Origin of the sequence: Ralstonia chuxiongensis (genome assembly GCF_024158925.1) — a bacterium.
GTDB lineage: Bacteria > Pseudomonadota > Gammaproteobacteria > Burkholderiales > Burkholderiaceae > Ralstonia > Ralstonia chuxiongensis.
In genome coordinates this window covers 14,586-39,483 of record NZ_JAMYWC010000007.1, presented here as the reverse complement: position 1 = coordinate 39,483, position 24,898 = coordinate 14,586, and the positions used below count along the sequence as shown (strand labels likewise).

At 58.4% G+C, this 24,898-nt stretch carries 19 protein-coding genes; 4 read left to right on the top strand and 15 right to left on the bottom strand.

Features of this window, described 5'->3' with window-relative positions; genetic code table 11:
* Positions 1 to 18: 18 nt before the first annotated feature.
* The 3 genes from NKG59_RS21385 to NKG59_RS21375 all read right to left on the bottom strand — a co-directional run bounded on the left by NKG59_RS21385 (position 19) and on the right by NKG59_RS21375 (position 2,956).
* A complete protein-coding gene (locus tag NKG59_RS21385) occupies positions 19 to 777 on the bottom strand; it encodes an SDR family NAD(P)-dependent oxidoreductase (RefSeq protein WP_253541112.1) in 759 nt (252 codons plus the stop codon).
* Positions 778 to 801: 24 nt separating this feature from the next.
* Complete coding sequence (locus tag NKG59_RS21380) at positions 802 to 2,172, bottom strand: MFS transporter (protein ID WP_253541108.1); 1,371 nt, start codon at positions 2,170 to 2,172, stop codon at positions 802 to 804.
* A 61-nt stretch (positions 2,173 to 2,233) separates the two neighbouring features.
* Positions 2,234 to 2,956, bottom strand: a complete 723-nt coding sequence (locus tag NKG59_RS21375; RefSeq protein ID WP_253541105.1) for a nitroreductase — start codon at positions 2,954 to 2,956, stop codon at positions 2,234 to 2,236.
* 245 nt (positions 2,957 to 3,201) lie between these two features.
* Between NKG59_RS21375 and NKG59_RS21370 the strand changes: the two genes are divergently transcribed.
* On the top strand, positions 3,202 to 4,857 hold the full coding sequence (locus NKG59_RS21370; RefSeq protein ID WP_253541102.1) for an AMP-binding protein: 1,656 nt from the start codon (positions 3,202 to 3,204) through the stop codon (positions 4,855 to 4,857).
* Positions 4,858 to 5,192: 335 nt separating this feature from the next.
* Here NKG59_RS21370 and NKG59_RS21365 read toward each other — a convergent pair whose 3' ends face one another.
* Complete coding sequence (locus NKG59_RS21365; RefSeq protein ID WP_301288229.1) at positions 5,193 to 8,702, bottom strand: pyruvate carboxylase; 3,510 nt, start codon at positions 8,700 to 8,702, stop codon at positions 5,193 to 5,195.
* A 984-nt stretch (positions 8,703 to 9,686) separates the two neighbouring features.
* Here NKG59_RS21365 and NKG59_RS21360 point away from each other — a divergent pair.
* Complete coding sequence (locus NKG59_RS21360; protein ID WP_253541098.1) at positions 9,687 to 11,258, top strand: methyl-accepting chemotaxis protein; 1,572 nt, start codon at positions 9,687 to 9,689, stop codon at positions 11,256 to 11,258.
* 42 nt (positions 11,259 to 11,300) lie between these two features.
* On the opposite strand, the gene NKG59_RS21355 is transcribed toward NKG59_RS21360, so the two are convergent.
* The 10 genes from NKG59_RS21355 to NKG59_RS21310 all read right to left on the bottom strand — a co-directional run bounded on the left by NKG59_RS21355 (position 11,301) and on the right by NKG59_RS21310 (position 21,803).
* A complete protein-coding gene (locus NKG59_RS21355; RefSeq protein WP_253541095.1) occupies positions 11,301 to 11,972 on the bottom strand; it encodes an AraC family transcriptional regulator in 672 nt (223 codons plus the stop codon).
* 188 nt (positions 11,973 to 12,160) lie between these two features.
* Positions 12,161 to 13,135, bottom strand: a complete 975-nt coding sequence (locus NKG59_RS21350; RefSeq protein WP_253541092.1) for an NADPH:quinone oxidoreductase family protein — start codon at positions 13,133 to 13,135, stop codon at positions 12,161 to 12,163.
* Between the two features lie 29 nt (positions 13,136 to 13,164).
* Entirely contained in the window at positions 13,165 to 14,184 is a 1,020-nt protein-coding gene (locus NKG59_RS21345) for a branched-chain amino acid ABC transporter permease (RefSeq protein ID WP_253541089.1), read from the bottom strand.
* 11 nt (positions 14,185 to 14,195) lie between these two features.
* Complete coding sequence (locus NKG59_RS21340; protein WP_253541072.1) at positions 14,196 to 15,083, bottom strand: branched-chain amino acid ABC transporter permease; 888 nt, start codon at positions 15,081 to 15,083, stop codon at positions 14,196 to 14,198.
* A 12-nt stretch (positions 15,084 to 15,095) separates the two neighbouring features.
* Complete coding sequence (locus NKG59_RS21335) at positions 15,096 to 15,803, bottom strand: ABC transporter ATP-binding protein (protein ID WP_253541069.1); 708 nt, start codon at positions 15,801 to 15,803, stop codon at positions 15,096 to 15,098.
* On the bottom strand, positions 15,796 to 16,614 hold the full coding sequence (locus NKG59_RS21330; RefSeq protein ID WP_253541761.1) for an ABC transporter ATP-binding protein: 819 nt from the start codon (positions 16,612 to 16,614) through the stop codon (positions 15,796 to 15,798). The genes NKG59_RS21335 and NKG59_RS21330 overlap by 8 nt, the downstream gene beginning before the upstream one ends.
* 397 nt (positions 16,615 to 17,011) lie before the next feature.
* Complete coding sequence (locus NKG59_RS21325; protein WP_253541066.1) at positions 17,012 to 18,235, bottom strand: ABC transporter substrate-binding protein; 1,224 nt, start codon at positions 18,233 to 18,235, stop codon at positions 17,012 to 17,014.
* A 47-nt stretch (positions 18,236 to 18,282) separates the two neighbouring features.
* Complete coding sequence (gene mmsB, locus NKG59_RS21320; RefSeq protein ID WP_253541063.1) at positions 18,283 to 19,164, bottom strand: 3-hydroxyisobutyrate dehydrogenase; 882 nt, start codon at positions 19,162 to 19,164, stop codon at positions 18,283 to 18,285.
* 47 nt (positions 19,165 to 19,211) lie between these two features.
* Positions 19,212 to 20,195, bottom strand: a complete 984-nt coding sequence (locus NKG59_RS21315) for a zinc-binding dehydrogenase (RefSeq protein WP_253541060.1) — start codon at positions 20,193 to 20,195, stop codon at positions 19,212 to 19,214.
* Positions 20,196 to 20,297: 102 nt separating this feature from the next.
* Positions 20,298 to 21,803 (bottom strand): CoA-acylating methylmalonate-semialdehyde dehydrogenase, encoded by a 1,506-nt coding sequence (locus tag NKG59_RS21310; RefSeq protein WP_253541056.1) that lies wholly within the window; start codon positions 21,801 to 21,803, stop codon positions 20,298 to 20,300.
* A gap of 167 nt (positions 21,804 to 21,970) precedes the next feature.
* Here NKG59_RS21310 and NKG59_RS21305 point away from each other — a divergent pair, with 167 nt between their 5' ends.
* Both NKG59_RS21305 and NKG59_RS21300 read left to right on the top strand, forming a co-directional pair.
* Positions 21,971 to 22,894: a LysR family transcriptional regulator gene (locus NKG59_RS21305; protein WP_253541053.1), complete on the top strand. Its 924-nt coding sequence runs from the start codon at positions 21,971 to 21,973 to the stop codon at positions 22,892 to 22,894.
* Positions 22,895 to 23,214: 320 nt separating this feature from the next.
* On the top strand, positions 23,215 to 23,457 hold the full coding sequence (locus NKG59_RS21300; RefSeq protein WP_253541048.1) for an SPASM domain-containing protein: 243 nt from the start codon (positions 23,215 to 23,217) through the stop codon (positions 23,455 to 23,457).
* Between the two features lie 454 nt (positions 23,458 to 23,911).
* On the opposite strand, the gene NKG59_RS21295 is transcribed toward NKG59_RS21300, so the two are convergent.
* Entirely contained in the window at positions 23,912 to 24,202 is a 291-nt protein-coding gene (locus NKG59_RS21295; protein ID WP_253541046.1) for an H-NS histone family protein, read from the bottom strand.
* Between the last annotated feature and the right edge of the window lie 696 nt (positions 24,203 to 24,898).

The following is a 24,898-nucleotide window of genomic DNA, read 5'->3' as shown; positions in this document are numbered from 1 at the left end:
GATCTCCGTTCTGGTGAGTTACTTTGCCGCCATACGAATGGCGCCATCGAGCCGGATGACCTCGCCATTCAGATAGCAATTGCCAATCACGTGCTCGACCAAACTGGCGAACTCCGTCGCCTTGCCCAAGCGCGGAGGAAACGGAACGGACCGACCCAGTGCCTCTTGCACATCGGCTGGCATCTTGAGGAGCATCGGGGTTTCCATGATCCCCGGAGCAATCGTCACGACCCGAATGCCGAACCAGGCTAACTCCCGCGCGAGAGGCAAGGTCATTGCAACCACACCACCCTTCGAGGCTGCGTAGGCGGCCTGCCCAATCTGGCCATCGAACGCAGCAACCGACGCGGTGTTGACGATCACCCCCCGCTCACCTTCGTCATCCGCAGGCTGCTGTTGCATGATCTCGGCAGCCAGCCGGACCATATTGAACGTGCCGCCCAGGTTGATGTTGAGGGTGCGCAAGAACGAGCCCATTGCGTGCGGCCCTTGCTTGCCCACGACCTTCTCCGCGGGTGCGACGCCGGCGCAGTTCACCAAGCCTCGCAGTGTTCCCAACGCAGTTGCGGTTTTGAATACGTCTTTTGCTCCGTCTTCGCTCGTCACGTCGGCACAGACAGACGCGCAGCGGAGTTCCTCAGCCATCGCCTCCGCGGCTTCTCGATCGAGGTCGACGATCACCACCTTGCCCCCTAGCTTGGAGAGCAATCGGGCAGTTGCGGCTCCAAGTCCAGAGCCGCCGCCGGTTACGACGAATACGTTGTTACTGATCTGCATCGGATGATTTCCTAAGAGGGATGGTCAGCTGCTTGCTGACGAAGGGAGGTCAGCGTGTGAGAGAAGCGCTTCCGCGCCATGTGTGTTGGCTGCACTGCGGCGATGGTCGATCATCATGACCGCGAGGGTGCCCAGTACGCCGGCCAGGCCAATCGCCAAGAAGTTCTGCTCCAGAGGCAGGCGCATCGCCACCAGCATGCCGATCAGCACGGGTGCCGCGATGGCGCCGAGGCGACCGATACCGGAGGCAAAGCCCACGCCGGTGGAGCGAATCGTAGCTGGGTAGAACTCAGCGGCGTATGCGTACGCCAGGAGCTGTGTCCCGAGGGTGGAGGCACCGACGACGAACACGACAAGGAAGAGCAGTTCAGTTGATTTCGTGTAACCCATCAACGCCAACGACACCGCACCGGTCGCGTAGAAGGCCACCAGCACATGTTTGATGTTGTACTTGTCGCCCAGCCAACCGCCACCCACAGCACCGACCATGGCACCAATATTGAAAACCAACACGAAGGTGAGTGCTGACCCAAGGCTATAGCCCGACATGGCCATCAACTTCGTCAGCCACGAGCTCAGCGAGTACACCATGAACAGCCCCATGAAGAATGCGACCCAGATCATGACGGTGCTGAATCCGCGTCCATCCTGAAACAGCTTGGCCACCGGTGCCTTGGTCACCATCGCCTCTTGCGGCATGACGAACCGGTCTCGGCTACTGACTTGAACCTCCGGCGCCATCTTCTTGATCACTTGTGCGAGTTTCTCGGTACGGTTTCTCTGCACCAGAAACGCCAGTGAGTCAGGCATAGTCAGCAAGATGAAGGGAATGAAGAGGATCGGCGTGCCGGCGATGAAGAACACGGACTGCCAGCCATAGGCTTCAATCAGTTGCTTGCCAGTGAGGGCCACGAGGATGCCCCCGATCGAGTACCCAGCGAACACCAAGGTGACGAGACGACCTCGGATTTTGCGCGGAGCAAATTCACCCATCTGAGCAGCCACGATGGGAAGCACGCCACCGATCCCCAGACCTGCGAGAAAACGGGTAACGCTGAAGCTCAAAGGATCGTGCGTCAGTCCGGCCGCGGCTGTGAAGAAACTGAACAGCGCGATGCACACACAAATCGATACAGGCCGGCCGATCTTGTCGGCCAGTATGCCGAGGTAAATCGCCCCGAGCATCATGCCGAACAGAGCCGAGCTCGCCATGAATCCGGCCTTTGCTGCATCCACCCCCATCTGTTTCATGATGGACGGCAATGCCGCACCCACAACGGCCAAGTCGTATCCGTCGAGCACGAGAATCAGAACACACCAGAACAGGATCAAACCGTGGAAGCGCGAGAACCTCGCGTTCTGCGTGATCTTTTGAACATCAACTTCGTTACTCATGGTCTCCTCCATTTATGAATGGATATCGTTGGTGCTGCTATTGGTCCGTCTACGGGTAAAGCTAGGTGGCGTGATAAACCGTAAAGGTGGAAGAAGGCGCCCTTTCAGAGACGAGCGAGTTCTCAATGCGACTCTCGTCGGCATAGCCGAGGCTCATGCCCACCAAGAACATTTCCTCTGGCGGCAAGCCGAGCTCTTGCTCGATGACCTTGTGGTACTTCATGAAGGCGGCCTGCGGGCAAGTGCTCAGGCCGTAGGTGCGAGCAACAACCATGATGTTCTGTAGGAACATCCCGTAGTCGAGGAGACTGCCGCGCTGCATCACGCGGTCGATCGTGAAGAACAGCCCAACTGGCGCATCAAAGAACTGGTAGTTCCTGCCGTGCTGCGCGTGCATCCTCGGCTTGTCGCCTTTCTCGATGCCAAGAAGGCCATAAAGTTTCCAACCGATGTCACGACGCCTGTCGATATAGGGCGACACCCACTCTTCGGGGTAGTAGTCCCATTCATCGGCATGCGCTTCTGCCAACGCGGGATCGTTGTCCACTTTGGCAATTGCGGCGCAGACCCTGTCTCGGGCGTCGCCCATGAGCACGTGCACCTTCCAGGGTTGAATGTTTACCCCCGTCGCCGCATAGCGCGACACATCAAGAATCGCCTTGATGGTCGCGTGTGGGACAGGCTTCGGAAGATAGGCGCGAACGCTACGTCGCGTAGCAATTGCCCATTCCACAGCAGACCGGATCGATGAAAGTTCATCCGGTGGCGGTCCAGCTCGTTCCATCTACAACCTCGCTCAACTGTCGTGCGGACATCGCGTCCACTCGAATTCAGATTAGCGAGCGTTTCTCGGCCCCAATGTCTCGCAGCCGACAATCGTTCCCATCTTTGAAGATTGGCGCGCGGATCATAGGAATGTCTCAGGGGTGACATTCATCCCCGTTGGAGCAACGCTAGATTGGAGTGTGGCTTGAGGGGTCCGGGGACCCTCAGGACCAAGCATTCATAACCCGACGTGGAGACATTGCTATGACCGGAAACATCTATCAGCGCGGGCTTGACCGTACCCCTGCAAATCACCTCCCATTGACACCGCTCCACTTCCTTGACAGGTGCGCTGACCAGTATCCTGACCACATCGCGATCATTCACGGTTCGCTGCGGCAAACGTGGAAGCAAACGCGAGAACGCTGCCTGCGGCTGGCCAGCGCCCTCGTCAAACGAGGGATCAAGCGCGGAGATACGGTTTCGATTCTCGCGCCCAACACTCCGGCCATGGTCGAGGCACATCACGGCGTCCCTTTGTCCGGCGCAGTGCTCAACGCGATCAACTGCCGACTGGATGCCGAAGGCGTCCGCTTTATCCTGCGCCACGGTGAATGCAAGGTGCTCCTTGTCGACAGGGAGTGCTCGTCACTTGCTGCGAAAGCGCTCGAGCAGATCGAGGACAAGCCACTGGTCATTGACATCGCTGACATCGAAGCAGCCGACGGTGATCTGATTGGCGAGATGGAGTACGAAACCTTCCTCGCCGAGGGAGACGCTGACTTTGCGGGCGTGTGGCCGGAGGACGAATGGGATGCGATCGCCCTGAACTACACATCCGGCACGACATCGGACCCAAAGGGCGTCGTACCAAGCCACCGGGGCGCCTATCTGATGAGCCTGCTCCAGCTGACGGATTGGGGCATGCCCCGTCGGCCGGTGTATCTGTGGACGCTCCCCCTTTTCCACGCAAACGGCTGGTGCTTTGCATGGGCAATCACCGCCGCTGCCGGCACACACGTCTGCCTGAGAAAGGTGACCGCAGCAAATATCTTTAGCGCCATCCAGCAGCACGGCGTGAATCACTTCTGCGCAGCACCGATCGTATTGGCGTCGCTCGCCAGCTCGTCTGACGCCGAGCGTTGTCAACTGCAGCGCACTGTCAGAGTTAGGACTGCCGGCTCACCGCCGCCTGCGGCAGTGCTGAAGTCAGTGATCGAGATGGGCTTCGAAGTTGAACACGTCTACGGCATTACGGAAGCATCCGGCACCCCGGTGAGCAGCTTCATCAACCCGGCTTGGAGCGATAAGCCTATGGAAGAGAAAGCACGCCTCATGGCCCGCCAGGGCAATCGGGCGTCGGGCCTGGAGGGGCTTCGCGTTGCAGATCCGGTCACTTGCGAGCCTGTGCCCCCAGATGGCAACACCCAAGGTGAGCTCTTGCTTCGCGGCAACATCGTGATGAAGGGTTACCTTAAAAATCCCGAAGCCACTGCCAGTGCGTTTAATGGAGGTTGGTTCCACACAGGTGACGTAGCTGTGATGCATCCGGACGGCTATATCCAGATTACGGATCGGTCAAAGGACGTCATCATCTCTGGTGGTGAGAACATTTCTTCGGTGGAAGTCGAAGATGTTCTCCATCGGCATCCGGCTGTCCTGATCGCCGCGGTAGTCGCTCAGCCAGACCCGAAGTGGGGGGAATCGCCTTGTGCGTTCATTGAATTGAAGCCCGGCGTCGCTGCCCCAGACCAGGCTGACATCATCCGCTTCTGCCGTGAGCGCCTAGCTCACTACAAGTGCCCGGTGAGGGTCATCTACGGGGCTCTTCCAAAGACGGGAACCGGCAAGATCCAGAAATTCAGATTGCGGGAACTGGCGGGAAGCCGCGAGGCCATCACGGACCTGTCGAACGTTTAGGCCTTTGGCAAAGTCTGCATCCCGAGCGTTATCACCCGCGTGCTTGCCTGCCTACGATCTTGCTTGGCCCACGTTTGCTTACCGAGCTTAAGCCTCTCGGCGCCATCAGGATCGAGAGGCAGCGATGACCGGACAATCGAAATCGCGCATCCTGGGTATGCAGGCCACGCATACCCTCTGCGACTCCTCACGCAGGCATTGCCTTCGTTGATGGCGCTCCTTAGGTGAACCGGGGCCACATCCCTTTCCGGGCCGAGTGCCGTCGGATGCCTGACGCAGGGCTTGCGCGACGCAGCGCGCGTTGCCCGCCGGCCATCATTCTTTTGAAGCGTTCGTCAATGAAGCTCCCTTAGCTCGATCAGGAGGTCCTTCGCGGCGATGCGATCACCCACCTGGACGTAGACTGCGGCAATCTCGCAACTGCGTTCGGCAGTGATGTGGGTTTCCATTTTCATTGCCTCGAGTGCGATCAGCGTAGTACCGGCGGAAACTCGCTGGCCTGGCGAAACGGCCACCGTCACCACCGACCCCGGCATTGGCGCTGCGATATGCAGGGGGTTCGTAGGGTCGGCGACCGGTTGACTATGTCGTACTCTGCTTGCCTGTGTAGCGCTACGTTTCTCGATCAGTGCCGTGCGAGCCTGCCCGTTCAACTCGAACTGTACCTTGACCATTCCTTCTTCGACATCGTCATGCTGTCCCTGCAAGGAAACGAGCAGGGTTTTTCCAGGCTCAATATCAATTGCAACTTCTTCCTGTGGGCGAAGGCCATACAGGTAAGCGGCAGTTGGCACAATCGAAGTATCGCTGTAGGTCCGAACGTGCGCGAAATAGTCCATGGTCTGCTTCGGATACATCAAGTACGAAGCAAGCTGACGGTCATCAAGCACGCACTCGCAAGCGGACTCGCCTTGCGCTCGGACCACTTCTAGATCGACTGCCGGAATCTGATCGCCAGGTCGATAGGGAGCAGGCGGCGTGCCCTTGAGCACCTTGCGAGCGAGACCCTGTGGAAACCCGTCCGGTGGAAAGCCCAGCTCCCCTTTGAAGAGCGAGACGACAGACTCGGGAAATGCGATTTCTTTGGCGGGGTTGCACACATCGTCGGCGCTGAGATCGTTCGCCACCATCATCAGAGCCATATCGCCGACCACTTTGGAGGTTGGGGTCACCTTGACGATATCGCCGAAGATCCGGTTCACGTCGGCGTACGCGCGTGATACTTCCGTCCAGCGATGCTCGATGCCAAGCGAGCGGGCCTGTTCTCGCAGGTTGGTGTACTGGCCGCCTGGCATCTCGTGCCGGTAGACGTCGGCGGTGCCGGCGCGGATCTCGGACTCGAACGGCCCGTAGTAGCGGCGCACGCCTTCCCAATACATCGACGCTTCGTGCAGGCGATCCATGTTGAGCCCTGGATCGCGCTCGGTGCCCGCCAGCGCAGCGGCAATGCTCGACAGGTTCGGTTGGGACGTCAGACCGCTCATCGCATCGAGCGCACCGTCCACGGCATCGCAGCCGGCAGCGATGGCAGCGAGTGCCGACGCCGCCGAGATGCCGCTTGTATCGTGCGTGTGGAAATGCACCGGCAAGCCCGTTGCCTCCTTCAGCGCCTTGACCAGAGCAGCGGCGGCCGCTGGGCGACAGATACCTGCCATGTCCTTGATACCGAGCACATGCACGCCGGCCTGCTGCAATTCACGTGCAATGCCGACGTAGTACTTGAGGTCGTATTTTCCGCGAGAGGCGTCGAACAGATCGCCGGTATAGCAGATGGCGCCTTCGCACAAGGCGCCGCTCTCACACACGGCGTCGATCGCGACGCGCATGTTGCGCACCCAGTTCAATGAATCGAATACGCGGAACAGGTCAACGCCTGCGCCGGCCGCCTGCTGGACGAAGAAGCGCACCACGTTGTCCGCGTAGTTGGTGTAGCCCACGGCGTTCGATCCACGCAGCAGCATCTGGAACAGGATGTTTGGCACTTGCTCGCGCAGTTGCGCGAGGCGCTGCCATGGGTCCTCCTTGAGGAAGCGCAATGCGACGTCGAAGGTCGCGCCACCCCAGCACTCCAGCGAGAAAAGCTGCGACAACTCGCGCGCATAGACCGGCGCGATCGGTAGCATGTCGGCGGTACGCATGCGGGTAGCGAACAGCGACTGGTGCGCATCGCGCATCGTCGTGTCGGTCAGCAGCACCTGCTTCTGGTCCAGCATCCAGTGGGCGAATTTCTCTGCCCCAAGCTCGCGCAGCCGGTCGCGCGTCCCGAAAGGAAGCGGGCCGCTCGTGTCCGCAGCGGGCAGTACCGGGTTGGGCAGCGGCAACAGTGGCAGCGACCGGCCAGTCATCTCGGCATGCCCATTGACGCTCACTTCGCCCAGGTATCGCAGCAGCTTGGTCGCCCGGTCACGTCGTTTTGTAAAGGCAAGCAGTTCAGGCGTCAGGTCGATGAAGCGCGTCGTGACATCACCCGCACCGAAGGCCGGATGATTGATGACGTTTTCAAGGAACTGTAAGTTGGAGGCGACACCGCGAATGCGGAACTCGCGCAGCGCACGGTCCATCCGCCGGATGGACTCTCCGGCCGTGGGTGCCCAGGTTGTCACTTTGACCAGCAATGAATCGTAATATGGCGTAATCACCGCGCCGCCATAGGCGGTTCCGGCATCGAGCCGCACGCCAAAGCCCGCCGCACTGCGGTAGGCGGTGAGCCGCCCATAGTCGGGCAGAAAGCCGTTCTCCGGGTCCTCGGTTGTGATCCGGCATTGCAGCGCGTGACCATTCAGCGGAATGTCCAGCTGGGGTGGCACGCCCGCCGCGCGATCCGCAATTGCGCCCTGCGCGTCGAGCACATCTTCAGTCATGCCGATCCTGCCACCTTCGGTGATGCGAATCTGCGCCTTGACGATGTCCACACCGGTGATCATCTCGGTCACTGTGTGCTCGACCTGGATGCGCGGGTTGACTTCGATGAAGTACAGCTGGCCGGTGTCGGCATCCATCAGGAACTCGACAGTACCGGCATGGCTGTAGCCCACGGCACGCATCAGTCGCAGGGCCGATTCGCACAGCGCCTCGCGCGAAACAGCGTCAAGGTATGGCGCTGGCGCACGCTCGACGACCTTCTGGTTGCGCCGCTGAACCGTGCAGTCACGCTCATACAGATGCACGAGATTTCCGTGCATGTCGCCCAATATCTGAACCTCGACGTGGCGCGCGTTGCGCACAAGCTTCTCGACATAGACCTCGTCGTTGCCGAATGCGGCGAGCGCTTCCCGGCGTGCCGCCGCGAGAGAGGTAGCCAGATCCTGCTCGCTCTCCAATACGCGCATGCCTCGCCCACCGCCACCCCAGCTCGCCTTGAGCATCAGGGGATAGCCCACCGCTGCAACCAGTCGCCTACATTGTTCAAAGTCGTGGGGTAGCGGTTCGGTGGCAGGCATCACCGGCACGCCTGCTGCAATCGCCGTGTTGCGGGCAGAGACCTTGTTGCCGAGTGTACGCATGACCACGGGTGGCGGACCGATCCAGCGGATTCCAGCATCGATGACAGCCTGGGCGAACTCTGGATTCTCGGAGAGAAAGCCGTATCCGGGATGGATCGCGTCCACCTTTGCTTGCCGCGCAACGCGGAGGATATCGTCGATGTCGAGGTACGCTGCGAGCGGCTTCTTGCCATCCCCTACCAAATAGCTTTCATCGGCCTTGAAGCGATGTAGAGCTAGGCGGTCCTCCTTCGAATAGATCGCCACTGTCCGGATGTTCATCTCGGCGGCCGCGCGCATCACGCGGATCGCAATCTCCGACCGGTTGGCAATCAGTAGGGATTGGATGGGGGTGTAAGTCATGAGAGTCAAGGCTCGGAAGAATGAGAGGCGGCACGGCAATGCGTTCGCTGTGGCAGCGCTGGCCAAACCGACCTGCAATGCAGACTAGCCTTTCGAAAGGGAACGGCGTGTCGCGAAGGCATCAGCCCTGGTTGTTGTCGAGGCGTATCCCGCGACGACCGGTACCCCGCTACGCTGAGTATCGGACAGGGCAATTGTCAGGCTAGCCAAACGTCACTGTGAGGAGAGTACGAGTCCATCCAATCGTGGTGTCGACAGACTGGTGCCCACGCCCAGTTGGATGGCACAGCAGCTTGGTGCTTATTCCGATCCTCTCGCACGGAGCAGGTATGCGTCGTATCAGTACTGCAAACGGACTCCGCTGGAGTTGAACTTGCTTTGTGATTCGTCATTACGTGGTTTCCGCAGAAGACGCCTTCGTTGCTGTCTCTAGACGATGGCATTCGAATGTGCCGATGAAGCGTCACTTCGACGATCCTTCCTCTACCCAAGGTAGCCTTCTTCGCTGGCACACGCCTGCAATCCTAAAGGCCCCACGTTTTGACAATGTCACGCACAGGACATTTGCTAGTTCCTGAAACTCGTAGAGTCAAATGAGGTTACCTAACCACCAGGGTCTGGTGCAAAGCCAAGCCTTGGGGAGTCGAAAAAGGAAGACGCCACGAGAGCCGGTCTCCCTATGTAAGAGATCGCAATCAGCTGCTCCAACTACATCTATCAGCTGGTTCATTGGAGACACCGCAATGCAACGACAATCCGAGCATCACTTTCATCCGCATCCTGAGCGTCTCATACGCAGCAGGCGGCGAAGGTGTCGGCTCCATCTATTTGCATGGAACAGGAGCGGTCATCGGCATGGCGTCGGCACTGGACCGTGCGTGCGCCTGAGAGCTGCGCTGTAGACGCTCATATCCGTTGGTTTCGCTAGTTGTAGTTGGGACGATCTCGGCTCGAGGCCGACGATCGCCTGCGCGCAGACACTCAATGCTGAGCACGATGATCCGAATCCGCTCGATTTCAGGCCGTGTCCACCGGCTATACGCTTCCCTGAAAAGCCGCTATCCCGATGGTTTCTCCATCGACCCTGAGCATCACGTCAATGTCGGCGATCACGCAACACCGTTGCTGATGAGCGGCTCTCGGCAAGTCACGTTGGAGCATGCGCCACTGGACCAGTGGGGTGGTCAGACTGGCGCCGTTTCTTCAATTTTCGTGTTGGCCGGCGATGACTTAGTCCGCATCGCGACCAACATCAAGAGCGCCGATGGCGTGCGTGCAGTCGGTGTGGTTATGGATCGCTCGCATCCGGCCTACCTGTGCAACCGTGCTGGAGGTCCTTACTATGGTTATGCAGTCCTAGCGGGCAGGAAATTCGTCGTTGACTACCGACCAATCCTGGACGGCAATGGGCGGACGATTGGCTGCTTCGCTGTCGGACTCGACGTTAGCAACATGCGTACGCTAACGCTTGCCGAGAAGTTGGGGGCTGGTGTGGCAATCAGCACAGCGACACTGCTTGTCGCGCGGGATTTCATTGAGGCTGCACTTGGCTATACGCAAGCGCCGGGAGCCGTGCAGTGGGTAGCCTGCATTGGCATCTCCGCTTTGTCAGGTCTGGCTGTGCACGCCGCAATTGAGCGGGTTGCCGGCCGCCCATTGCGAGAGGCGGCGGAGGCAGCTCGACGATTGGCCTCTGGCGATCTTTCCGCACAGATTCCGGTCAAGCGTGGCGATGAGATCGGCGGTATCCTCGATGCGCAGAACGGAGTCAACATCGGTCTTGCTACGTTGATCGGCCGAGTACGCGAGTCGACCAGCAACCTCACCTCCGCAGCCGCGGAGATTGCAACTGGCAACGCAAACCTGTCCATGCGCACTGACGCACAGGCTAGTTCGCTAGAACAGACCGCCGCAGCCATGGACGAACTCACCTCTACCGTCCGGAACAATGCGGACAATGCACGACAGGCTCTCACATCTGCGCAGTCTGCTACTCAACTGGCGAATGACGGCTCAACGTTGATGGAGCGGGCGGTCGGCACAATGGACGAGATTCGAGAGGCCTCGCACCGCATGTCAGACATCGTCAGCACGATCGAGGGCATTGCATTCCAGACCAACATCCTTGCGTTGAACGCCGCAGTTGAAGCAGCACGTGCCGGCACAGAGGGCCGTGGCTTTGCTGTGGTCGCACAGGAAGTACGCATGCTAGCCAAACGTAGTGCCGATGCTGCGCACGAAATTAGGGAGTTGATCGGTACGGCAGTCGGCAAGATTGACACAGGAGGGCAGCTTGTCGACCAAACTGGGCGGAACATGTCACAAATCGCCGTCTCGATTCAAAACGTGACGCACCTAATGGCGGAGATCAGTCGCGCTAGCGATGCGCAGAGCGCCGGGATTGAGGAGGTCAATCATGCGATCGCCCATTTGGATGACATGACTCAGCAGAACGCGACGCTAGTCCAGCAGGCGGCAACTGCATCTGCCGACATGCAACTGCAGGCTAGCGCGCTTAGGAGTGCCGTGAAGGCTTTCAAGCTCGCTGCGGACTGAGCTGGCGCCAATATCTGTTTCGCATCTTCGGTAGCCCCGAACCTAAACCGCAACGGGAGAAGACCGATGTAGGCCTAGCCATAATGTCGGACAGGTCGGTTCGTCCGGGAGCGTCGCCGTAGCGTTTGCCACGGTCAATTTATCCAACTCGATCCCAAATAAGCTTGTGCAGATGGCGTTCAGTGCGCGCGCCGACCGAATGCCAGCCTGCCGGGCAAGCGCCTCCATTGTCTCTGCACCGCACGCAGCGTCGGCGTCCAGCGTGGCTAGCCAATAGATCGCCCACGCGGCCCGTTGTTCGCGCACCAGCGCATGCAGCGCTTCGCCTTCTGCAAACAGTCGGGCACGCACGTGTCGCTCGCATATTTCCCAACTGTCGCTTAGCAACGCCGCATTCCACACCTGCGCTGGGCGCTCGAACACCAAGCGGGCCAACGTACGTGACCACGGCTTGTCATGATGGATCGCCGCCATACGGGGGCAGCCGGAATCCGGCACGGCTACGAGCGAGATGGCGCACGGCTGCCACAGCGTGCCCGGCAACTCGCAACCGAAATGCGCGAAGGCCGGCACGACAAAAGGATCCCCCGGGCGCACCTCGCGCCGACCATTGGCGTCACGCATGCAGACACTGCCCTGCTCAGCCTGTACGCGTACGGCAAAGGGAAAGCGCAAGCGCGAGATGCGAACGTGGGCGCGACTGATGAGGGGCATGGAGAAAAACGGCTAGCAAACGAACGGTCCCAAGACTCGCCATTGTCTTGGGATTCCGGACATGGTTACGCCCCTTGTCGTTATGGCGCTGACAACGTAACGCAGTGGCTTCGTCTAGGTGCAATGCAATGCAAAGCGCCTCGTCCAACGAGACGACTCCTCGTGCTCCTGACAGTTCGGCTTGGGACTTACGTGCCGGGTAACACAATGACCTTTCCGTGCCTACCCCGGTCACTTGTGGCCAGAACGGCGTCCCTGGCGTTTGCGAGAGCAAAGGTGTTGGTCGCAGGTGGCGAAAGGTCACCTCGGGCAACCATCGAGAAAAGCGCGCTACGTATGCGCCGCGCTCGCTCCGGACGGCTGGACAGGAAATACCGTATATCGACACCGTGCAGCGTGGCGTTCTTGAGTAGCGCCAAGTTGACCGGAAGCGATGGAATGGCTCCACCCGCAAATCCAACCACCAGGTATCGACCACCTTTGGCCAATGATCGAAATGCAGGCTCGAACTTGTCGGCGCCGACAGGATCGAGTACGACGTCGATGCCGCTGGGGGCCACCTTCTTGAGTGCTTCGCGCCAATTGGGAAGACTGTAGTCAATCGCGTCCACTGCGCCGAGTGCGCATGCTGCGTTGCGTTTATGCTCACTAGAAGCGGCAGCAATCACTCGGGCACCACTACGGGCCGCAAGTTGGATGGCGGCGGAAGCCACCGCGCCTCCCGCACCGAGTACCAGCAGTGTATCGGCAGCCGTTAATTTTCCTTGGTCCAACAGCGCATAGTGAGCCGTCTGATAGTCGACCAGCATGGCGGCAGCAACGGGAAGCGGTAATTGGTCTGGAATGACGTCAACATCTGCCGCCTCGACGACCACATACTCGGCTAGACCGCCTCCCAGTTGCCAAGTAACAACCCGCTGGCCTACCAAGGCCTGCGCTACCCCTGGACCTACGGCATCGACCACACCCGCAATTTCCCCTCCGGGGACATAGGGCAGCGCCGGCTTGATTTGATAGCGGCCTTGCATCATCAAACCGTCCACAAAGCCAAGCGCCGTTGCCTCGACGCGAATGCGCAATTGCGCTTCGCCCGGCTCCGGTATCGGCCGATCGACGATCGAGTACGAATCAAGATCAAATTCCGTACCTAAGAAGCTCTGCATACCAATCTCCTTATAGCCACCATCGGCCGTCAAGGCTTTTGTATGGCACCTACAGTGTCCTGAATTCCATTCGCGGCCTTGCGCCTCTCCCGCCGAAACAGGCGATCGACAAGTTCGCCCACGATGCCCTTACGGAACAAAAGGACGCAGATGATGAAAATGAGGCCCGTAATGATGGTGACTGATTCCCCAAAGGCCTGAAACCAACTAACGCCCGTCAGATTGGCAAGTGCGTCCCCCAGTTCTCCCAGCCGGTCTTCAAGCAGCAGAATCGCCAGGGCTCCGACAATAGGGCCGAAAAGTGTCCCAACGCCACCAATAAGCGTCATCAACACCACAAGGCCCGACATGCCCCAATGCACGTCAACCAATGTCTCAAAGCCCAGCACCACACACTTCGTTGCTCCAGCGAGACCCGCCAGTGCGGCGGACAGAACAAAAGCCAGGAGCTTGTACTTGTCTACGTCGTACCCGAGGGAAATGGCGCGTGGCTCATTCTCCTTGATGGCATTCAGCACTCTACCGAAAGGGGAATGCACGATGCGTACGATAGCCGCATAGCCGGCAACTGTAATCGCCAAAACCACGTAGTACATGGCCAGATCGCTGCTCAGATCGACGATGCTAAACAGGCGTCCGCGCGGTATGTTCTGCAGCCCATCCTCGCCGCCCGTGAATGGGGCTTGAAGACAGAAGAAGTAAACCATCTGCGCAAGCGCCAACGTGATCATCGTGAAGTAGATTCCCTTGCGCCGAATTGCCAATGCGCCCATAACCAAGCCCATCGATGCGGCACCAAGTACGCCCGCAAGCAGACCGACCTCAAAGGGATATCCCATGTCACGCAGTACGTAGCCAGCGATGTATCCAGCTCCACCAAAAAGCGCGGCGTGCCCAAATGACAGCAATCCTCCGAAGCCGAGCAGAAGATTGAAGGCACAAGCCAAGAGGGCGAAGCAAAGAAGCTTCATCAACAGCACGGGATAGACAACCAGCGGTGCCAGCAACATCGCGCCTAGGGTCATTCCGTAGGCAAGTTTCTTGTTCATGGGGAGTCTCCTCAGTTCTCTTTGCCAAACAGCCCTGCGGGACGAACTAGCAGTATGAGGGCCATCACAATGAACACCACGGTGGAGGAGAGCTCCGGATAGAACACTCGGGTCATGCCCTCGACAACGCCCAATCCGAGCCCAGTAATGACGGAGCCCACAATTGAGCCCATGCCTCCGATGACCACGACAGCAAACACGGTGATTGTCAGGTTCGATCCCATCAATGGAGATACTTGAACCACCGGGGCCGCCAATACGCCAGCCAATGCAGCCAATCCCGCGCCAAACGCATAGGTCAGAGTGAACATGACAGGCACGTTGATGCCGAACGCTTCAACCAGCTTTGGGTTTTCAGTGCCCGCTCTAAGGTATGAGCCAATCTTCGTGCGTTCGATAACAAACCATGTCAGAAGGCACACGAGCACGGAAACAGCGACCACCCACGCCCGGTACATAGGCAGCGTCATGAAGCCGATGTTGATCCCGCCGGTAAGAGCCTCAGGCGCAGAATAAGGTTGACCTGAAGCCCCATATACGGAACGAAACAGGCCCTCCACCACTAGCGTGATACCGAAAGTCAACAACAGGCTATACATGTGATCGACTTGATAGAGCCAGCGCAGCATCGTTCTTTCTATAGCGATAGCTAAGATGCCGACGATGAGCGGCGCGAGAACCAGCATCACCCAGTAACTTAGACCGAAGTAACTCAAGCCCATCCATGTCAACATGGCGCCCAACATGTACAGCACGCCGTGAGCAAAGTTGATGACATTGAGCAATCCGAAAATTACCGCAAGGCCAAGCGAGAGCATTGCATAGAAGGAACCATTGACGAGGCCGAGCAGGATTTGGCTTAGCAACGCTGGCAGCGGAATTCCGAAAATTGCGTCCATATTCTTCTCCCACTAAACACCAAGCAGTTGATGCAACACGGGCTTCTTCTCCTCAAGCTCGGCTGCGGTGAAGTGGTCGATGGTCCGTCCGTGTTCCACCACGTAGAAGCGGTCAGCCAGTGGAGCCGCGAACCGAAAGTTTTGCTCTACCATCACGATCGTGAAGCCCTTGCTTTTCAATGTGAGAATCATGCGAGCCAGCGCCTGCACGATCACGGGGGCCAACCCTTCCGATATTTCATCCAGTAACAACAACCGTGCGCCGGTCCGCAGGATGCGCGCCACCGCGAGCATCTGCTGCTCGCCACCTGACAGACGTGTGCCCTGGCTGCTTCGCCGCTCGGCGAGATTCGGGAACATTTCGTAGATCTCGCCGATCGACATCCCCCGCTCAGTGCTCGAAAGCATCGGCGGAAGCATCAGGTTTTCCTCAGTTGAGAGCGCGGAGAAAATGCCACGCTCCTCGGGGCAATAGCCAACGCCGAGGTGGGCGACCTTGTGGGTTGGCAGACCAACCGACTCCACGCCATTGACTTTGATGGTCCCCTTGCGCAAACCAGTCAGACCCATGATGCTGCGCAGTGTGGTGGTGCGCCCTGCGCCGTTTCGCCCCAACAGCGTGACCACTTCACCCTTGTTCACTGAAAGACTCAGACCATGCAAGATGTGCGACTCGCCATACCAAGCATGGAGATCCACGATTTCAAGTGCTTTATCCATGCGTATTCCCATCTGTTGTTTCAGCCCGCACGGAGCTTCTTGAATCGCCAGACTCCAGCGTGTCACTGGCAGTCCCCATGTATGCCGCCATGACCTCTGGAATTATGGAAACTTCTGCATAGGCGCCTTCCGCAAGGACAGCACCACGTTGCAGCACAGATATGCGATCACAAATGCCGGAGACGACGCTCATGTTGTGCTCGACCATGAGGATGGTTCGGCCAGCCGACACCTTCTTGATAAGGTCCGTAACGCGGGACACATCCTCATGCCCCATGCCTTGGGTCGGCTCGTCGAGAAGCATCAGCTCCGGTTCCATGGCTAGCGTCGCGGCGATCTCCAGCGCGCGCTTTCTGCCGTAGGGGAGGTCGACAGTAATGGTGTCTGCAAAGCCCGCGAGATCAACTTGCTCCAGAAGGGACATCGCCATGTCGTTCAACCCGGCCAGCGCCCGCTCGCTTCTCCAGAAATGAAAGGATGTGCCAAGCCGGCGCTGCAGACCTACACGGACATTCTCTAGAACCGATAGGTGCGGGAATACCGCTGAGATTTGAAAGGATCTGATGATCCCTTGTCGGGCAACCTGCGCGGGCTGCTCAGTGGTGATATCGCGTTGATTGAAAAGAATCGTTCCACTGGTCGGCGCCAGGAACTTGGTCAGAAGGTTGAAGCAAGTGGTTTTGCCAGCTCCATTCGGCCCGATCAGCGCATGAATATCACCACGCCGTACCCGCAGGTTCACATCTGAAACGGCTGTGAACCCCTTGAATACCTTTGTCAAGCCGCGTGTCTCCAGGATGATGTCTGTCATCATCACCTCTCGTCTAATAGTGTGATCCCTTGTGTGGAGGCGCAACTCCTTGTGGGAATGTGTCGCTCCACGAGGGAAGTGCTACGCCCTAGGAGATGCTTGGTAGCTCAAACTACCGTTGGTCCATGAAGAACCCGGTGAAGTCGGTAAGGCGTGAGACGGCGCTGCGAGATATATGCCCTGCGACGCCAACTCCGACTTGCCGCAATTGCGAACATTGAGTGCGCGATGATGTTCAAGCACCGGAACAGCCGCGAGCCCGTGCATCCATGGCACGCACAAATAAGGCTCGGCAAGCGCAACTCCATGAGAAGGATGCGCCTGCATCCGAAGCAGTGAACGGTGCGACGCGCGACGCGTTGCCGCCTTCACCCAGACAAGAACCGATCACCGGTCCTTATGAACCCTTCTTAAGCAGCGGGCACTTGCTTTCGGCGACGGGAATCGTCACCGTGCTAGCAGGCAGAGTCTTCAGAATTTTGTAGTAGTCCCACGGATACTTCGACTCGCTCGGTGTCTTCACTTGTGCCAGGTACATGTCATGCACCATTCGGCCGTCCTCACGAATCCTTCCGTTCTTAGCGAAGAAGTCGTTGATCGGCATCTCGCGCATTTTTGCCATCACCGCTTTGGCATCGTCCGTACCGGCTGCTTGCACAGCCTTGAGGTAGTGCATGACAGATGAATAGTCGCCCGCATGAACCATGTTGGGCATCTTGTGCATCTTTGCAAAGTAGCGCTTGGACCACTGCCTGGTTTCGTCATTCAGATCCCAATAGAACGGCGTGGTGAGCGTCAGGCCCTGAGCGGTGCTCAGGCCCATGCTGTGGACATCGGTAATCGTGGTGGCCAGCCCCACAACTGTCTGCTTGCCACCGCGCGTTACGCCAAATTCCTGAGCCGACTTCATGGCATTGACCGTGTCAACGCCAGCATTGGCCAGCCCGATCACTTTCGCCTTCGAGTTCTGTGCTTGCAGCATGAAGGACGAGAAATCCGATGCCCCAAGGGGATGCTTCGCCGAGCCGACTACCTTGCCGCCATTTGCGCTCACGGTAGCCGTGAGGCGATCGAGCATCAGCGTACCGAATGCGTAGTCGGCAACCAGGATGTACCAGGAATTCCCGCCGTGATCCAGGAGGGCCTTCGCCGTGCCATTGGCAAACGCATAGGAGTCGGCGACGTAGTGCACCGTGTTGGGCGTGCATTCTTCGTTGGTGACTTTTTCCGTCATGGCGCCGGCAACGATCGCAATGCGTTGCTTGTCCTTGGCCAATTTGCTGACCGCCAACGCCACAGAAGAGTTGGTCAGATCCGCAATGACATCCACCTTTTGCGTATCAAACCATTCCCTGGCCTTCGTCGATGCAACGTCCGTCTTGTTGAGATGATCAGCCACCACCACCTCGATCGGCTTGCCAAGGACCTTGCCTCCGAAGTCCTCAACCGCCATCTTGATAGCCGTAACGGCGCCTTGACCGGCGAACTCCGAATACGTGCCGGACAGGTCCGTCAGTACGCCGATCTTGACGACGTCATCCGAAATGCCCTGCGCCTGGGAGGATGCACACACGACGCCCAGTATCCCAACGATAGCCGTCTGCTTGAGTTTGAATTTCATCTTTGTCTCCTTTTATCTTCTTGGTCGTGGCCGTAAATTGGTCGGCTCTATTTCTTAAACATCTCCACGATGGCGGAGATGTCCTTATCCCCGTGCCCCTGATGACTGAGCAGTTGAAACAACTGCTTGGACACCGAGGTCATGGGCAACGGCTGCCGTGTTCCATGCGCAGCATCCAGCGCAAGAGAGAGGTCTTTGATCATCAGATCGCACGCGAATCCGCCGGCGAAGTTGTTTGATGCGGGGGCGTCCTTGACGACACCGGGATAGGGGTTATAGAGCTCGGAGACCCAACAGCGGCCCGATGACGTGTTGATGATCTGTGCCAGAACCTCGGGTTCGAGGCCCAGGCTAGCCCCAAGGCACATGGACTCCGACACGGCCACTGTCGACACCCCAAGCAGGAGGTTGTTGCAGAGCTTGGCGGCTTGACCGCTGCCGGCCGCTCCGCAATGCACGATGTTCTTGCCCATCGCGGAGAGAATCGACTTGGCAAGCAAGAAGCCATCTTTTGAGCCACCGACCATGAAGGTCAGCGTGCCAGCCTTGGCTCCTAGAACGCCACCGGAAACCGGCGCATCGAGAACAATCTTGCCGGCGACTGCTCCCAAGGCCTCAACTTCAACGGCAGTCTGTGGATCGCTTGTGCTGCAGTCGATGATGAGGGCGTTCTGCTTGGCATTCGCAATCACCCCGCCCGGCACGCACAGGACGCTGCGTACCACTGCAGGCGTCGGCAGCATGGTGATGATCGCGTCGGCGCTTTGCGTCAGATCGATGAGCGACTGGGCCGCCATCGCACCCTGTTCGACTGCTTTAGCTACCGCCGCATCCGATGTGTCGTAGACGCGCACGGCATAGCCGTTCGCCAAGAGATTGGCCACCATGGGAAAACCCATGTGCCCCAATCCAATGAATCCAATTTCCATGCTGTCTCCTATTTGTTTATTGGTAGTTCTAGGCTGTGCTGCCGGTTCTAGGGGTGCAGAAGGAACTTTCCGAAATGCTCGTCGCGAGCCATGGTGTCCTGCGCGTTCAGCGCATCGGACAACGGATAAGCGGCATGAATCACTGGCAGAAGCGTGCCAGCGACGAACAAGGGATAGACATCGCGTCGGAATTGCTCGAACAACGCTGCCTTCTGCTCAACAGTGCGCGTCCGGAAGGAGACGCCGACCAGGGAAATCCGTTTACGTGCAAGCGTGTCCAGGTCGATCTCGCCCGTGGCGCCTCCAACCCATCCAACGTTGACAATGCGACCGCCCAGAGCCACCGCAGCCAAGTTGTCTGCGATTGCCGGCCCGCCAACCATATCGACGACGACATCTACACCGCGACCGCTTGTCTCGTTCATGACCTCGGTCACCACGTCGTCACTGCCGTTGATCAGGAATCGGTCGAGGCCGATATCGGTCAGCGCGCTGGCGTTATCGGTCGTACGGCCTGTACCGATAATCTTCCCTGCTCCGATCGCCCGGGCGATTTGCAGCGCGGCGATCCCTACAGCAGATGCCGCCCCTTGGATCAGTACGCTCTGGCCCGCCGAGAAATGGCCATTCGTCACAAGCGCGTTGTGTGCCGTAGGGTAGACAGTCGCTACAGCCGCTGCCTGGTCGTAAGAGAACGACGAGGGGATCGGCATCGCGAAGCGGTAGTCGATCGTCGCCATTTCGGCGTAGGCGCCAGTGGTCATGCCCATGACCTTGTCGCCCACCTTGAAGCCCCTGACTTCGCTACCGACAGCGATGACATCGCCAGCCATTTCGAGGCCTGCGACCATCGGCTTGCCGGCGGCCGGCCCACCGTGCGCGGTGGAGCGGGCCAGATCAATGCGGTTGATGCCCGCAGTCTTGACGCGGACGAGCAGATCAGTGGGCCCGGCCTCCGGATCCGGTACGGTTTGATATTCAAGCGTTGGTCTTTTCTGACCATCCTGTTGAACGATAACTATGGCTTTCATGGCATACCTCTTGTAAGCGCAGGGTCGCGCGCATGGCCGAGAGGAATGGCCATGCCGTCCCGGCTCGCCGGGCACACAGTGCGCGGATATTCGGATAGAGAATCAGGCGCTGGGATTGAATGCGAGGGACACCGGCATGGCGTCGTCATCCGGCTCCGGCCAGCGTTGTGAGACGGTCTTGAACTTCGTGTAGAAGCGAACAGCGTCTGGCCCGTACAGATGCCCATCGCCGAACTTCGAGCGCCGCAATCCGCCGAAGTTGAAGTAGGCCGAGGGAAGCGGAACCGGTACGTTCACGCCGATCATGCCGGACTCGATCTCCATCATGAAGCGGTGAGCGGACTTGCCATCGCGCGTGAAGATGACTGAGCCGTTGCCGTATTCGTGGCGGTTGGTAATTTCAATCGCCTCTTCAAAGGTCGATGGCCGCATGATGCCGCGTACCGGGCCGAATATTTCTTCTCGGTACAACTGCATATCGGTTGTGACCCGATCGAACAACGTTGGCCCAAGGTAGTAGCCGTTGGGGTGTCCTTGCACCTCCAGGCCACGCCCATCAACGACGAGCTCTCCCCCTTCCTCAAGGCAGCGGGCAATGGCACGCTCAACAGCGGTCTTCGACTCTCGGGACACCACCGGGCCGTAGTCTGCGACTGCATCGTTGTAGGGCCCGACCTTCAAGGCTTGAATCTTTGGGATGACGAGTTCGCGCAGGCGCTCGGCGGTTTCCACGCCAACCGGGAGCAAGAGCGACACGGCCATGCATCGCTGACTCGCGGAGCCAAAACCCGCAGAGACAAACGCGGAGGCTGCGGCCTCAAGATCCGCGTCGGGCATGACAACCATATGGTTCTTGCCACCCGTGAAGGCCGCAACCCGCTTGTTGTGGGCGGTGCCTTTTTGATAGATGTACTCGCCAACCGCCGTGGACCCGACAAAGCTCACTCCGGCAATGCCTGGGTGCTCAAGAATTGCGTCCACCACTTCCTTGTCACCTTGCACGACATTGAAGACCCCGTCTGGCAATCCCGCCTCCTTCCAAAGGCGCGCGAACTCAAGTGCCGCGCTGGGTACCTTCTCGGAGGGTTTCCAGACAATGCTGTTGCCCACAGCCACCGCCATGGTCATCATGACTGCGGGAACCATGATGGGGAAATTGAACGGCGTGATGCACCCGACCACGCCAATCGGTCGGCGCATGGAGAACACCTCAATGTCTCCGCCGACGTTGTTGGTGTACTCCCCCTTGGAGACATGCGGCGCGTTACAGGCGAATTCGATTCCCTCGATTGCACGCCCAAGTTCGCCCTTTGCGTCCGGGATGGTCTTACCGTGCTCGCGTCCGATGACCTCGGCGAGCAGATCCAGGTTGGCGATCATCAGCTCGCGCAGCTTGAAGATCACGGCTTGGCGCGCGGCATGGGAGGCACGCCCCCACTTGCGACCGGCCTCTGCCGCCACAACAACAGCGTGGTCCACAGTGGCATGCGTTCCGTATGCGCAACGGCTCGTTTCCTCGCCCGTCGATGGGTTGTACACCGGGCCACTTCGGCCTGCGGCCTCGGAATACGGTTTGCCGGCGATGAAATGCTCGATGAATTGACTCATGACTGCCTTGTCTCCTGTTTGGAATAGGGCCGCATCTGATTGGCGACTGCGTGGACCGTTGCGCCAATTTCGACCATAGGAGTCATCTTAATGAGCATTTCTGCAATCGGAATACCTTAAAATGGAACTACGTTATCCATATTTGCATAAATAGGGTAGGAGATGGGATGAAACAGTTCGATTGGGACAACCTGCGGATATTTCTCGCGGCAGCGCGTGCACAGTCTGCGCTGGAGGCGTCACATGCATTGAAAATGAGTCAGTCGACGATCTCGAGGCGCATTCAGCGACTAGAGCGCGATACCGGCTCGAAGCTCTTCGATCGCAGCTCGCAGGGGCTCCGCTTGACAAGCGCTGGGCATCGGCTACTGGAGCATGTGGAGGTGCTTGAGGGCACGCTCACGGCTGTCGAGTCGAGCATGATCAGCGATGAGGTCGCCCTGACAGGCGAGATTCGTCTAGGGGCCACTGAAGGCTTCGGTACTTTCTTTCTGCCGCCCCACTTGACGCACTTTTGCGCTAGGCACCCGGCACTCACTGTTGACGTCTTGCCGCTGCCGCGCAACCTGAACCTGTCGAAGCGGGAAGCCGACGCATCGGTGGCCATCGATCGCCCGAGCGCCAACAGCTTCGTTACCCGCAAGCTTTCCGAGTACCGGTTACTCCCGTACGCTACACGCGAGTACCTGGACGGTCGCCCACCGATCAAGGATATCGATGATCTGATCGAACACCGTTGGATAGCCTACGTCAACGATCTGATTTTCTCGCCGCAGCAATTCACGTTGGAACAGTGGCTTCCTGGCGTCAAGCCGTGCTTCAGAAGTACCAGCGTTAACGCGCAAGCGCAGGCCGTGAAGGCAGGTTGCGGTATCGGGGTGCTACCTTGTTTTCTCGGCAGCGTGATTGATGGTCTGGTCCCTGTGCTTCCCAGCAAAGTCGACATTACCCGGACTTTTTGGCTGATCGCCCCACCCGAGCGAAGGGAAGTCGCGCGCGTGAAGGCTTTATGGGATTACATATGCGAAGTGGTTGAATCCAATCGTGACTTTTTGATGGGGCAAACAACGCGCATTACGTGGGTCAGGTGACAAAGCATCTATGCAAGTCAGTATCAATAGATGCTACTCATTGTGTAAGCCCGTACAAACTCAGGCCTCCAGTTGGGAGCAAGTTCTAATGCAACTCCAGCGCTGTCAATGGACGCAACTGGTGGTTGCGCTCGATACTCGTGGCGTATTGCAACGTCGACAGCAAACGTCCGGTGCCCCTTGCGAAGATCTCCGTCCTCGTAGTGGATCTAAAAAATGCATTCGCCCTGTAAGCAACTCTTGTATCCATGCCATTTTCAGGTTCTCGTAAGCGGCCGCTTATAAGCGGTGAAGCAGTGTGGCGGAGTGACACGCACCTGATGCTGAAGAACTCGACCTTGGGGTGCTACCTGCTCACCGGCGATGCCGGCCACACCGACCCGGTGTGCGACAAGACGCCTGATCATGAAGCGCTGCAACAGGTCGTGCTGCACAGCCGTGTGGCCGTATTGAATGCAGTAGGCCCCGGCAAGGCGCTTCACGAAGTCCCACTGGTGTTCCGCTCCGATGCCACCACACGGCGCCGGAGTGAGCCGCTGCACAGCGAACGGCGATCGGAGTGACGTAGCGACTTTGGGCACCTCCGGGCGGCGGCTATCGACGCTCCAAAAAGCGCAGTGTGTTGGTCTGTAGCGGGTGAGCGGAATCCTGCTCCTGCCCGGCACCTCGCTCTTGAGCCACAACACCTCGCTCGGCACACGATCGAACAGCACGAACGTGTAGCGTTTAGCGGCCCGCTTACGTTGCGAGAACTCTCGTCACTTTTGAATTCTCGCGTCTGAGTATCGCGAGAGCAACGGAGACCAAAAATATCAAAAAGCCCGGTATGTAGGCCCAGCGCAAGACACGCTGCACAATTTCCGCAAGAGCATGTCGAAGAAGCATGTCGACCTACACGTCAAATACACTGTCGGGGAGGGCTGGAGCCGATGAGCGCCGTTGAATCCACACATGTCCACACCTCGCCATGGACAAAGCCATGCTGCCTCTCCCCATTGACAAATTTTCGTCGCGAAATCAGGCAATCAAAAACTTGTCGCGATTCTTGCCAATCCATGCCGGAGCTCGACCACGCCCTGACCAACTAGCTCCGGTCTTCGGATCGCGATACTTCGGCGCAACGATTGCCTTCTTCGCTGCAACTCGACCACGTCGAGATGCAAAACCAAGGTCCTCCGCGGTCAGTCCATACTCAGCCACGACCTGACGGACTTGTTGAATCACAGTCTCAAGCTCTTTGACGCGCGCGCTCTCGAGTTGCTCTTCCAACTTTGCCTTCTGAGCCAACAACTCTTTGTAGGTCGCCATGACCGATCCTCATGAGGGTTTTGGAAATCGAATCATAGCTGAATGCATTCTGAAACCAAAAAAGATGCTGACCGTGCACCACTATCCCATCCCGTTTTCCTGCTGAAAATTTCCGCTAGCCTTTGACTCATCTTCGGCGCGAGTGACCATACAGCGGAATTAGTACCGTCCAGAAGTGGAGATTTCCATTCCAGCCGCTCCACGTGCCGCTCACTTCGGGGCGTGATGAACGTATCGGATACGCCCCCCCCTTCTGGCTGGCCTAAACATCGACACTGGAAGTAATGGCAGCCGCGCAAGTAGCTTGCCCGCGACTTGTTGCGAAGGCGCCCCAGCGAATAGAGCGGCGACTTGCTCCAGACCGAGAACGACAAAAGACTCCCCTCGCTGCATCCGAATCCTGAACTCGGCGCCACCCGCCCGGACCCACCGGAGTATTGCAGTGCGAGGCTTGCCGAACACCCACACCGATGTTCCTGAAATTCTTACCGGTGGCGCAGCAAGATACGCGGCGAGTTCACCGACAGCGGCGCGAAAGCGCCTACGCCCCCGTTTCACCGTCACCAAACTGCGGGTTTTGATGGCACCCAAAAGATCACGCATGGCACGACACCTCTAATTTCACGCGGGAAAATAAACTCATATAAATCAATATCTTGAAAAGCACATCGACGTCCGATTATTGGGACATACATT